Origin of the sequence: Streptomyces sp. NPDC091287, assembly GCF_044768525.1 — a bacterium.
Classification (GTDB): Bacteria; Actinomycetota; Actinomycetes; order Streptomycetales; family Streptomycetaceae; genus Streptomyces.
Window position 1 is genome coordinate 132,211 of the sequence record NZ_JBIVUV010000018.1, and the last position, 11,901, is coordinate 144,111.

An 11,901-nucleotide genomic window follows, 5' to 3' on the forward strand; every position below is an offset into this window, starting at 1 on the left:
GCGCGGCGCACGGGAGGTCCTTGCGCGGATGTTCGGCATCAGGTCCCTATCCAGGAGGTTGCCCAGCCATGGCCGGAGCCAAGAACGGCGTCTTCGCCGAGAAGTTATCCCCGTATCTGCGACAGAAGATGGCGGAGGAGAAATATCCTGGAGAGCTGTCCTTCCTGGACCTGCAGTACGTGGTGGATCCGTCGGAAGCCGTTGACCGGGCCCACGAGGTCGACCGGCACTACCAGTCGGAGCTGCACACCACCTTCGAGGGTGCGGAGCTCAGGGGCGTGGAGAAGCTGTACCGCAGGACCCTCCTCGTCGAACCCACCACGATCTGCGCCGCGCACTGCCGCTGGTGCATTCGCGGTCAGTACACGACACGGACCCTGTCCGAGGACGACCTATTACGCGTCGCCCGGTACTGCGGCTCGGCCCCGGAGAACGCGGCGGTGCGAGAGGTCCTGGTCACGGGCGGTGATCCGCTGGTGCTGGTCGACCGCCTCGCCTTCCTGCTCGACGCGATCGAGGAGCACGCGCCCCAGGTGGAAGTGGTCCGGATCGGCACCCGCGTACCCCTCCAGGACCCCCGCCGTGTCGACGAGCGGATGATCCGCGCGCTGCGTCCCCGCTCGACGTTCCGGGTGGAGATCGCCACCCACATCAACCATCCGGGAGAGCTGTTCCCCGAGGTGCGGGAGGCCTACGGGGCCTTGGGGTCGGCGGGCGCCCGCATCTACGACCAGACGGTGCTGCTGCGTGGTGTGAACGACGACCTGGACACGCTGATCACGCTGTACGACGAACTCCGCCACCTCGACATCGAGGCGCACTACCTCTTCCACTGCGTCCCCATCCGCGGCATGGACCACCACCGGACCTCCATCGCCCGGGGACTGGACCTCTTCCGGCGGCTCGTGGTCTCCGGTATGACGTCCGGTCGGGCCAAGCCGCACTTCACGCTGATGACCGACGTGGGGAAGGTCTCCCTGTACGAGGGGGCCGTCATCGGCCGTGAGGGCGATCGGGTACTCGTGCAGACCGGCTACTCCTACGAGGAACGCCGACGCTGGGCGCCCGCCTGGGTCCTCCCGCCCACGGCGCGAGTCGACGAGAACGGGTTCCTCCAGGTCTGGTACCTGGACAGCGACGGCGGGAAGGCGGAGCACTGATGCCCACGTTGTGGCTCGGCAACGCCTGCGCCGAGCACATGGTCGACCGCATGGATCTCTTCACCGAGGAGGACCGCCGCGGGCTCCTCTTCACGATGAAGAGGCTGGCCTGGCTCCTGCGTGACGGCGATGCGCTCGTCCTCCCCCGTCCCCTGTCCCGAAGCTTCCTCCAGCACGTCGCGCGGCACACCGGGCTGGACCTGTCGAGTGTCCACCTCGTCAGTCCGGACGCCGACCTCCTCACACAGGATCATCTCCACAGTGCCGAGGTTCTGGGCCCGCTCCGGGGCCTTGTGACCCCGCGGTGGGAGTTCCGCCCGTACATGTACGACCGTGGCGCCGTGACGTTCGCCCAGGCGCTCGGTGTGCGTACGGCCGACAAGCCGAGCTTCCTCGCGGAGGGTGGCGCGGAGCTGTTCAACAGCAAGGTGGTGTTCCGGGCCCTCGCGGCCGGGGCGGGCTTCTCCATCCCGGCGGGCATGCCCTGCCGGACCACCAACGACCTGACGCACTCCGTGACGCGACTGCTGTCGCGGGGTGCGTCGGTGATCGTCAAGCGGGACCGGGCGGTCAGCGGCCACGGGAACGTCGTCGTCACCATGGACCCGGACCTGGAGGTCACCGGGGCGATGTCGACGATCCGCCCGACGGATCACCGGGACCTCGACGAGGTCCTCGCCTTCGCGGGCCTCACCGACACCCATGCCCCCCTGGGCGAGGTGGTCGTCGAGGAGTTCCTGCCCGGATGCCGGTCGGTCTACGTCGAAGTCCTCTGTCCCGAGGACGGCGAACCGACCGTCGTCAACTCCGGTCGGCTGCGCTCGGCGCAGGACCCGCCGGTTCTCGTAGGGCTCGAACTGCCGCTGACGTCGGTTCCCCCGGACGTGTGGAGGGCGCTGTCCCAGGAATCGCTGCGGATGGCCCGGCTGATGCGGCAGTGGGGGTACACCGGCCTCGCCAACATCGACGCGGTGATATCGCCGGCGGGCGAGATCTGGTTCAACGAGGTGAACGCCCGCCTCGGCGGCAGCACCCATCTGCACCACATCGCCGAGACCCTGGTCGGCCCGGGCTGGGCCGACGGTCATGTCCTGCTGAGCCGCTTCGGCGTCGTGGCCCCGTCCCTGCCGGTCCTGCTCGGGGAGCTGGAGGCCAACGCGCTTGCCTGGGACCCGGAAACCGGTCGCGGCATCGTGATCTCCTCGGACGACACCGACGTCAGCGGCACGGTCGAGTACGTCGTCCTGGCGCCCACCTGGGACCGGGCGCTGGCCCTGGAGGCCGGGCTGGAGAAGGTCCTGGCCGACGCGCGGCCCGGTGTCGGCGCCTGATCACCCGCCTTCACGAGGAGAGGAGACCGACGGGTGGCGTACCGCGCTCTGGTCAGCGGACGTATGGCCACCTGGTCGTGCGTGATCACCACGACCAGGCTTCCGGTGGCGATGGTGCCGTTGGCCTTCGTGTTCCTGGACCGCGAGGTGTCAGGAGGTTACACACGCGGTGCGGTGATGGCCGCCGCGTATACGGCGGCGGAGGCGGTGGGCGCCCCGCTCCTGGGAGCCCGGCTGCGGAGCCGCCCCTTCCGCCGGGAGATCGCCGTGGGGCTCACGGTCTGTGCCGTGGTCTTCGGCGCCCTCGCCCTCGCTCCCGCCGCTCCGGCGCCGGTGCTCGTCGCCCTGGCCGCGGTGGCCGGCGCGGCCGGCGCCGCGGCCCCGGGGGCCCTGCGGGCCATGGTGGCGGACCTGGTTCCCGCGAGGGACCTCAACTCCGCGCTCAGCTGGGAGTCGTCCCTGAACATGGCCGGGTGGGCCATCGCCCCGGCACTGGTCGCCACGGCCGCGGCACACGGGTCCGCGACCGTGCCCTTCTTCGTCGCCGCGGCGGCGACCCTGACAGGGGCGGGCTGTGTGTTCCTCCTCCCGGAGAAGACCGGTCGGCCCGAGCCGGCCGGTCTCCGGGGCGGCGTGGCCGGACAACTGATGTCGGCCTGGCCGATCTACCTCACCAGTGTGGCCGCGATGTACCTGCTGGCCACGGTCGAACTCGCCCTCCCCGCCCTCCTCGAACAGCGGGGCCACCCCATCGCCTACAGCGGTCCCGTCCTCACCGGTTTCGCCCTCGCCAGCATCTTCGGCGGTCTCCTGTACGGCCTGCGCGCCTGGCCGGGCGGCCCCGAACCGCACAGCGCACTCTTCCTGTACGCCATGGTCGCGGCGACGAGCGCGATGGCGACGGCCCCGGCGCTCGGCGTCATGTCCGCCCTGCTGCTGGTTGCGGGGCTGTGCCAGGCCGTCGTCCTGATCTCACGGAACCTGTCTCTCCAGCGCGCGCTCCCCACCGGCCTGCATCCCCTCGGCTACTCCCTCCAGTACGCCGGCAGCGGCATGGGCTACGGCATCAGCGCGGCGGCCACCGGGCTGCTCCTCGCTCACACCCGGCCCTCGACCACGGTGCTGATCGCGGCCGCCGTCACGCTCGTCCTCACCACCGTCGCCCTCCTCCGTCCGCGGCGGGGCGCTACCACCCCCGCCGGGACTCCCGTACCAGCAGCACCAGGAGATACACCCCGCCGACGCACACGGTGACCGCGCCCGTCGGCAGCACCACACCTTCGATCGCGTGCTGCGCCGCGATGTCGGCGCCGAGCAGCAGCAGCGCGCCGACGAGCGCCGAACCGGTGAGGTCGACGGAGGTTCCTCGGCCGGTGAGGCGGCGGGCGATCTGCGGCGCCGCCAGTGCCACGAAGACGATGGGTCCCGCCGCGGCGGTCACCGCGGCCGTCGCGGCCACACCGAGGACGACCAGCAGCAGCTTCGTACGCTCGACCCTTACGCCCAACATCGCCGCCGTGTCGTCGCCCAGTTCGAGCCAGCGCATCCGGCGCTGCGCCACCGGGGCCGCCAGGGCGACCAGCGCCAGCAGGACGGAGGCCATCAGCACGGCGGGCCAGCCGATGGCGCTGAGCGAGCCGGCGCCCCACACCGCGGCCCTCAGCGCGGTGTCCACGTCGGCCTTCACCGAGAACCACGTGTTGACCGAGGACAGCAGCGCACCGACCGCGATCCCCACGACGATGAGCCGGAAGCCGCGCACCCCCCGCCGGAACGCCAGCAGATACACGGCGAGGGCGGTGACGAGGCCGCCGGCGAGGGCGCCCGCCGCGAGTGCCGAGTAACTGCTCGCACCCGCGAGCAGTGCGAGGACGACTCCGGTGTAGGAGCCGGTGGTGAAGCCGATGACGTCGGGGCTGCCGAGCGGGTTGCGGGTCAGGGACTGGAAGACCGCGCCGCCCATCGCGAGGGCGGCCCCGAACAGTACGGCGGCGACGATGCGCGGCGCCCGCCATTCCAGGACGACGGTGCGGATGCTGTTCCCGGCGGTGCCGGACAGGACCGAGGCCAGGTCGCCGAGGCTCAGCGCGTAGCTGCCGAGGGTGAAGGCCCACAGGGCCAGCGCGAGCAGCGCGGCCGACAGCAGCCCGCACACGACGACCCCGCGGCGGGTCGCTCGCAGGCTCAGGTTTCCCGCCCTGAGGACGAATGCCCCGCTCACAGCTCCCTCACCCGGCTTCCGCGCACCAGCAGGATCAGTACGGGCGCGCCGATGAGCGGCATCATGACGCCGACCTGCAATTCGGACGGGATCACGATCAACCGGCCCAGGACGTCGGCGAACAGCACGATCGCCGGGGCGAGAACGGCGGAGTAGACGAGGATCCAGCGCCAGTCGGGGCCGGTGAGCCAGCGCACGGCGTGCGGCACCATGAGACCGACGAACATCAGCGGGCCCGCCGCGGCCGTCGCCGAACCGCACAGCAGCGCCACCGCGATCACCACACCGCACCGGGTCGCGCCGACCCGCAGCCCGACGGCCCGCCCCGCGTCGTCGCCGAGCGCGATCGCGTTGAGCGGGCGCGCGCAGAAGGCGGCGGCCAGCAGTCCGGCCAGGACGAAGGGCGCGATGTCGGCGGCGGTTCCCGTCGGGCGGTCGGTGAGGGTGCCCGCTCCCCAGAACCTCATACGGTCGAAGGTCTCCGTGTCGATCAGGGCGAGGGTCTCGGAGATACCGAGCAGGACCGCCGTGAAGGCGACCCCGACGAGGGTGAGGCGCAGCGGTGTGGGCCCGCCCCGGCCGCCGCTCGCGGCGAGGTAGACCACCGCCGAGCCGACGAGGGCGCCGACGAAGGCGAAGGGCAGGTACTGGTCGATGCGGGTGACGCCGAAGACGGCGACGGCCAGGGTGACGGCGAAGCTCGCGCCGGCGTTGACGCCGAGGACACCGGGGTCGGCGAGCGGATTACGGGTGAGCGCCTGGATGAGCGCCCCCGCCACGCCCAGGGACGCGCCGACGACGATGCCGAGCAGCGTGCGGTCCACGCGGGCGCCGCTGATCGTGGCGTGTGAGGCGGAGCCGTCGGGAGCGGTCAGTGCCTGCCACACCACGTCGAGGGGAAGCAGTGCCGAGCCGATCGCGACGCTGAGCACCACCGCCACGAGGAGCGTGCCGACGGCGACGCTCAGGCCGAGGAGCCGACGGGTCCTGCGACGCGACGACCTCGACGGCGTTGCCGGTGGTGGCGCGGTCGTCGGCGCGAGCGCCTGTGCCATCTGTTCTCCCTGTGCAACCCGCCACCCGGACAGGCCTAAGTGCCGTGCGTGATCGACGTACATGAACTACTGGAACTGCCCGGCTCCCGGTTCAGCGGCCGCCGAGCGCCCCCACCGCGTCCGTGGTGAGCGCGCTCACGGGTACCCCGGACTCGCGGCTCAGAGCGCGCAGCAGTCCGGCCCGGGTCGCGCAGCCGGCCGCCCTGGCCGCCGCCGTCAGCTCGCCCCCGCCGCGGAGGTGTTCGACGGCGGCGTTCATCCTGGCCCGGTTGCGCCACCGTGTGAAGGGCAGTCCGGTCTCGTCGAGGAAGACACGCTGCACCTGGCGGGGGCTCATCCGGTGTCGTTCGGCGAGCCGTTCCAGGGTCACGGAGGGAGCGCGCAGGGCCTCGCGGGCGAGTGCGCGCACCGCGGGATGGACGGGCAGCACGACCGGGAAGTACTGCCGGGAGATGCCCCTCAGTACGCGTCCCAGCTCCTGACGGAACGGCTCGACCTGCTCCGGCGTGGTCGGCGCCGCACCGAGTGTGGTGGTCATGACCTCGACGATCGCGGGTACTGCCCCGAGTGGCTGAACCCGGCATCGTGGCTGGTCAACGGGGTCGAGGAGGGGGCCGAGTGCCATGCCGCCCGGCTCGATCCGCAGCGCGTGCGGCACGCGCGGAGCGAGCCAGAGGGCCTCGTGCCGCCCGAGCCGCCACTCCTCGCCGTCGGCGGACAGGCGGGCGCGGCCGGTCACCAGGTAGATGAGGTGCGGCGCGTCGTGCCGATGCGTGTCGTGCCCCAGAAAGCGGATGGCGTTCTCGGCGACCACGGTGCCGAGGGATGTCGTCGGCAAGCGTGCCTCCCGTTGTGCGATGCGTCGTGTCCGTCACTGGCGATGTCGTACTCGGATCGACGCAGCGGAACCAGCGAGGTTAGCCTCACCTTACCAACAGCTCGAACGTTCGAGCCTACCCAGCCACATGAGGTCCCATGTTTGCTCCTGCCCGCCTTCTCACCGTCGCGGTCGTCGCCGCGCTGGCCCTCACCGGCTGCTCGGCCGCCGACCCGTCGAGCGACGGGGACAAGGCCTCCGCCGCGAAGACCCGAACCGTCACGACCGACTACGGCAAGGTGAAGGTGCCGGCCGAGCCCAAGAAGGTGGTCGTGCTGAACCACGCCCTCGCCGGGTACCTCTACGACCTCGACGTGCCGGTGCGGGCCACGATCCCCGAGGACGCCGAGAGCAAGGGCGAGTTCTCCCCGAACTGGGCGAAGGAGGCGAAGGAGGACGGCACGACGTTCCTGCCGTGGAGCGTCGACGGCTTCGACCTGGAGGCGATCCTCGCCCTGGAGCCCGACCTCATCGTCGGCGGCGGCATCGGCTTCCCGCTGTTCCAGGCGGAGAAGGTGTACGACGACCTCACCGACATCGCTCCCACCGTGCTCGTGGGCAAGAAGCTCGGCGACTGGCGGAGCCAGTTCTCCTTCCTGGCGGGTGACGTGTTCGGCAAGGCCGACGTCTACGACAAGCACCTGGCCGCCTACGACAAGCGGATCGGCGAGGTGAAGAAGGCGATCAAGCCGCCGGCCGGTCCCGTGTCCTTCCTCGCCCTCACCGGCGACGGCACCGCTTATGGACTGGTGGAGAGCGTGGGTCTGCCCACCGAGCTGAAGAAGGTCGGCATCGAACCGGCGCCGGTCTTCGCCGACGGCGGTTTCAAGGTGTACGGGCAGGGCGGTGACATGTTCGAGCTTTCGACCGAGAAGGTGGGTCAGACGATCACCCAGCCGTCCGTGTTCGTGATGGGCTTCAACGCCGACACGACGGACGTCGCCACCCTGAAGAAGAACCCCGTCTACGGCGCCCTGCCCGCCTTCAAGGCGAACCAGGCCTATGACCTGCCGTACTGGGTGCTGCGCGGCGACTACGACGAGTCGATGGCCCTGCTCGACCTCATCGAGAAGCAGTTCTCCTGATGGCAGCCCAGCGCGCGTACACGACGCACCCCCTCGTCCTGCGCCGGGTCACCGTGCGCCGCGTCCACGAGGTGACCCCCAGGATGCGCCGGGTGGTCCTCGGCGGCGAGGACCTCGCCGCGTTCACCCGCGACGGGACCGCTCACCCGGCCTTCGCCGCACCCGGGTTCGACGACCACATCAAGCTGATCCTGGCCGCGGACGGGGACGTCCGGGCGGCGCTCCCCGCCCAGTTGCCGCACGGCATCGAGTGGACGCCGGCCCAGCACCGGCTGACCCGCGACTACACGCCCCGGCGGGTGGACCAGCGGGCGGGAGAGCTCCACCTCGACTTCGTGGTGCACGGCGAAGGCCCCGCGGAGGCCTGGTCCGCGTCGGCGCGGGAGGGCGACGAGCTGTGGTTCGTCGGGCCCAAGTCGTCGCTCCGGCTGCCGGAACGGCTCGACTGGATCCTCCTCATCGGGGACGAGACGGCGCTGCCCGCGATCGGCCGCTTCCTCGACGAACGTCCCCTCGACGCCCCCGCGCACATCCTGGTCACCGTCTCGGACGACGCGGCACGCCAGGAGCTGGCGCTGCGCGACGGCGACACGATCAGGTGGGTGGTCGCGGAGCCGGGCGACGCGGCGGCGCTGGACGCCGCCGTCCGCGCACTGCCGGCCCCTGCGGGCGAGGGATTCGCCTGGGCGGCCGCGGAGAGCCGGGCGCTGCTTCCGGTACGCCGGTATCTCCAGCGGGAGCGGAGGCTCCCCAAGGACCGCGTGAACATCACGGGTTACTGGCACCGCGAGGAGTCCGCCGCACCGGAGGCACCGGGCCCGGCGGACGCGGCCGCGCAGGGCCCCGCCGAGATCCCGTCGCCGCTGCCGTGGCTGGTGGCGCGGGCCGCGTTGCAGCTCGGCGTCGTCGACGCGGTGGCCGACGCGCCGGGGCTCTCCGCCGACGCGCTCGCGACCCGCCTGGGCGTGCCCGGGCCGGGGATCGGCGTACTGCTTCCGCTGCTCGCAGCGTACGACGTGGTCGTCGGCGCGGACGGCGGGGCCGGGCTGCGTCTGGGCCCGGCGGGCGAGGAGCTCCTGGACGACCACGAGCGCGAGGAGTACACCGGCCACGAGGCCGAGCTGCTGCTCGCCCTCGCGCACCTGGCTCCCGCGCTCCGGGGCGGCACGTCCCCCTGGCGGCTCGCCTCGGGCGCCACCCTGCACGACACGGTGACCCACGACGCGGACCGCTACGGCGAACTGGTCGAGGAATGCGAGCAGTTGGTCTTCCTGCTGACCGGTCTGACGGCCGACCCCCTCTGGGGACACGTCGGGACCTGTCTCCTGACCGGGCCGGGCAGCGCCTCGGTGATCGCCGCTCTCGACGACGCCGGGCGGCGGCCCCGGCTGCGGATCGCGGAGGAAGCCACCCCGGCCGGGGTGCTGCGCGGACACATCACGGCACCGGACCGCATCGACTGGACGGCCGGCCCCGCCGATGTCGCGGTCGCCGCGAAGGCCCTCGCCCACCGTACCGACGAGGAGGGCGTCCAGCTCCTCACGCGGCTGGCCGGATGGACCGGGACGGCGGTCCTCGTCGAGGCCTCCCGCCCCGACGGCCTGAGCCCGCACGCGGCCGAGGCTGCCCTGCACGCGTACACGGCGACCGGCAGCCCTCTGCGCGACTCCGCCGCGATCGCCGCTCTCGCGCAGCGGTCGGGCTGGACCGTCGACCGGACGATCGCGCTCGGCTGGGGCACGGAGGCCACGGTCCTGCGCCGGGCCTGACGCCCGCCCCCACAGGGGAGGGGCGGGCGGGGGGGCCGCCGGGGTCAGCCCGACCTCGGCGGCCTCTGCGCGTCGAAGGCGAAGAGGGTGTTCGTGGCCGCGGCCACGAACACCGCGCGCCCAGCGAAGGTCACGCGGGGGCTGGCGTCCTGCTCGCCCGTCAGGGCGTCGACCCGGGGATCCGTCGTCCACAGCGGTTCGCCGTTGTCCGGCGACAGTGCGACCACCCGGCCGGTGGCCGAGCTGAAGTACAGCGCGCCGACTCCCGCCGCAGGGCCCGACGCGCCCTCCACGCCGGTCTGACGCGACCACTTCTTACGCCCGGTCGCGGAGTCGAACGCCGTCACGAGACCGGCCTGCCCGCTCACGTTGACGGTGCCGTCCGCCATGCCGGGCGTGCCCGCGTACACCTTGTCGAACCGTGCGTACGTCACCTTCCGCGAGGCCGGGTCGAACCGCGCCACTCCGTCGTACCCCGCCGGCGCCGTTCCCTCGTAGCGCTTCGAGAGGAGGACGAGGCCGCCGCGGGCCGCGCCCATCGGCACGACGGGGCCGTCGACCGTGACGGGCCTGCCCAGTGTCCCGGAGGGGAGGGCGAGCGTACGCAGGGTGGGCCGGCGCACCTGTAGGTCCTCCACCTCCATGTCGGCCGCGCACATCGCGAGAAGTCGCGGTCGGAGCGGGACGGGGGCGCACTGCGTGCCGACGGGGAACGGTGTCGTCCAGATGACCTCACCGCTGTGGGCGTCCCGGGCCTCGAAGCGGGAGTTGGAGGCGTCTACCGTCACCACGGCGGAGCCGACCACGACGGCGTCCATGGTCCGGCCCGTGACGGCCGTCGACTGGGCGCCGGACGGTGCGGACCACAACTCCCGGCCGCTGTCGGCGTCGAGGGCCACCACCTCGCTGCGGGGGCCCCCGGGGTCGTCCTGGGCGGCGAAGCGGTAGCCGAGCACCGTGTCGTCGGTGGCGCCCACCATGTGCATGCCCTGGACGGGAACGCCCGGGCTCTTCGCCGTCCACACCCGGGACCCGTCGTGGGCCCTGATACGGGTCGCTACGACACCGCCGCCCCCGCAGAACAGCGCGTCGCCCCGCGCGACGCAACGCAGTTCGTCGGGGATGTCCTCGCGACCGCCCGGCACGGTCCCGCGCCACGGCTCGAAGCCGGCCGGAAGCGCGCCCGCCGGTACCGCGGTGCTCTGCCCCGTGCCCGCGCCACCGGGGCTCGTGCCGCCACCGCTCCCGTCGAAGCCCCCCGTCGTCAGCGCGGCGACTCCGCCGCCGATCGCCGCCACCGCGACCGCCGCCGCGAGCACGGGCCGCCAACGGCGGCGCAGACGGCCACCGATCGGCGCGCCGGTGCTTCCCGTGCCGGGGCCCGTCGGGACGGTCCGCGCCGGGGTGTCCCCCATCGCGAGGTGAGCTTGCGTGTTCATGTCGCGGGTGCGGCCCGCGCCCGGACCGCCGGCCCTGGTCCCGCCGAGTTCGGCGGGCAGGTCCCGCAGCAGCACGAGGAGTTCGTCCGCCGAGGGGCGCCCCTCGGGCTCCTTGTCCAGGCACGGTTCGACGACCGCCCGCAGAGCCTCCGGCACCGCGTCCAACGACGGCTCCTCGTGCACCACCTGGTAGGCCGTCATATAGGGGCTGTCCGCGTCGAAGGGCCCGTGGCCGGTCGCCGCGTACACCAGGAGCGTCCCCAGGGAGAAGACATCGGACCGCGGTCCCACACCGCGCGGCGCCTGCAACTGCTCGGGCGACATGAAGGGCGGCGTACCGATGACCCGCCCGGTCATCGTCAGCGTCTGCTGGTCCACCGCGCGCGAGATGCCGAAGTCGATGACGCGTGGGCCCTCGGGCGAGAGCACGACGTTCGAGGGCTTCAGATCGCGGTGGACGACTCCCACCCGGTGGATGTCGCGCAGCGCCTCCGCCAGCCCGATGGCGAGCCGCCTCAGCTCCGCCCCGTCCAGCGGGCCACCCGCGGCGATGCGCTGCGCGAGGGTGGGCCCCTCGATGTAGGTCGTCGCCATCCACGGCTGTTCGGCCTCGGGGGCGGCGTCGACCACGGCGGCGGTGAACGCGCCGCTCACCCGTCGCGCGGCCGCGACCTCCTGCCGGAAACGGATGCGGAACTCGTCGTCGCCCGCGAACTGCTGATGGATCAGCTTGATCGCGACCGGCCGCCCCGAGCTCGTACGGGCCAGGAAGACCGTGCCCATGCCACCCGAACCGAGCCGCTCCTCCAGCGGATAACCGCCGATCTCGACCGGATCACCTCCGCGCAGCGACACTCTTCCCGACCTCCCGTCCCCCGTGTGTCTGTGCCACCACGGGCCCGCTCATCTGTGCTGCACCCAAACTAGCCGCAGGGCGGTACGGCAGAGTGAAGCGGGTGACGAA

Annotated in this window: 9 protein-coding genes; 5 read left to right on the forward strand and 4 right to left on the reverse strand. The window is 72.4% G+C overall.

Features of this window, described 5'->3' with window-relative positions; translation table 11 throughout:
- Positions 1-68 precede the first annotated feature (68 nt).
- Genes ACIQRW_RS28460 through ACIQRW_RS28470 form a run of 3 tightly spaced genes read left to right on the forward strand, consistent with a single transcriptional unit; the run spans position 69 to position 3,745 of the window.
- Entirely contained in the window at positions 69-1,160 is a 1,092-nt protein-coding gene (locus tag ACIQRW_RS28460) for a radical SAM protein (RefSeq protein WP_403765309.1), read from the forward strand.
- Entirely contained in the window at positions 1,160-2,491 is a 1,332-nt protein-coding gene (locus ACIQRW_RS28465; protein WP_403765311.1) for a peptide ligase PGM1-related protein, read from the forward strand. The genes ACIQRW_RS28460 and ACIQRW_RS28465 overlap by 1 nt, the downstream gene beginning before the upstream one ends.
- A gap of 33 nt (positions 2,492-2,524) precedes the next feature.
- Complete coding sequence (locus ACIQRW_RS28470; RefSeq protein WP_403765312.1) at positions 2,525-3,745, forward strand: MFS transporter; 1,221 nt, start codon at positions 2,525-2,527, stop codon at positions 3,743-3,745.
- Here ACIQRW_RS28470 and ACIQRW_RS28475 read toward each other — a convergent pair.
- From ACIQRW_RS28475 to ACIQRW_RS28485, 3 genes are all read right to left on the reverse strand, one after another.
- On the reverse strand, positions 3,678-4,712 hold the full coding sequence (locus ACIQRW_RS28475) for a FecCD family ABC transporter permease (protein ID WP_403765314.1): 1,035 nt from the start codon (positions 4,710-4,712) through the stop codon (positions 3,678-3,680). The two genes, ACIQRW_RS28470 and ACIQRW_RS28475, sit on opposite strands and share 68 nt — an antisense overlap.
- Entirely contained in the window at positions 4,709-5,767 is a 1,059-nt protein-coding gene (locus ACIQRW_RS28480) for an iron chelate uptake ABC transporter family permease subunit (protein WP_403765316.1), read from the reverse strand. Before ACIQRW_RS28480 ends, ACIQRW_RS28475 begins: the two co-directional genes overlap by 4 nt.
- A gap of 91 nt (positions 5,768-5,858) precedes the next feature.
- Entirely contained in the window at positions 5,859-6,605 is a 747-nt protein-coding gene (locus tag ACIQRW_RS28485; RefSeq protein WP_403765317.1) for a helix-turn-helix domain-containing protein, read from the reverse strand.
- Between the two features lie 137 nt (positions 6,606-6,742).
- Here ACIQRW_RS28485 and ACIQRW_RS28490 point away from each other — a divergent pair, with 137 nt between their 5' ends.
- Positions 6,743-7,729, forward strand: coding sequence for an ABC transporter substrate-binding protein (locus tag ACIQRW_RS28490; protein ID WP_403765319.1), 987 nt, complete (start codon positions 6,743-6,745; stop codon positions 7,727-7,729).
- Positions 7,729-9,498 carry a siderophore-interacting protein gene (locus ACIQRW_RS28495; RefSeq protein ID WP_403765321.1) on the forward strand — a complete coding sequence of 590 codons (1,770 nt, stop codon included), beginning with the start codon at positions 7,729-7,731 and terminating at the stop codon, positions 9,496-9,498. The genes ACIQRW_RS28490 and ACIQRW_RS28495 overlap by 1 nt, the downstream gene beginning before the upstream one ends.
- A gap of 44 nt (positions 9,499-9,542) precedes the next feature.
- Here ACIQRW_RS28495 and ACIQRW_RS28500 read toward each other — a convergent pair whose 3' ends face one another.
- Positions 9,543-11,792, reverse strand: coding sequence for a PQQ-binding-like beta-propeller repeat protein (locus ACIQRW_RS28500; RefSeq protein ID WP_403765323.1), 2,250 nt, complete (start codon positions 11,790-11,792; stop codon positions 9,543-9,545).
- Positions 11,793-11,901 lie beyond the last annotated feature (109 nt).

Bases quoted from the DNA above. Each gene is read 5' to 3' on its own strand.
- ACIQRW_RS28460 (WP_403765309.1), top strand. From the start codon at position 69: ATGGCCGGAGCCAAGAACGGCGTCTTCGCCGAGAAGTTATCCCCGTAT.
- ACIQRW_RS28465 (WP_403765311.1), top strand. From the start codon at position 1,160: ATGCCCACGTTGTGGCTCGGCAACGCCTGCGCCGAGCACATGGTCGAC.
- ACIQRW_RS28480 (WP_403765316.1), bottom strand. From the start codon at position 5,767: ATGGCACAGGCGCTCGCGCCGACGACCGCGCCACCACCGGCAACGCCG.
- ACIQRW_RS28490 (WP_403765319.1), top strand. From the start codon at position 6,743: ATGTTTGCTCCTGCCCGCCTTCTCACCGTCGCGGTCGTCGCCGCGCTG.
- ACIQRW_RS28495 (WP_403765321.1), top strand. From the start codon at position 7,729: ATGGCAGCCCAGCGCGCGTACACGACGCACCCCCTCGTCCTGCGCCGG.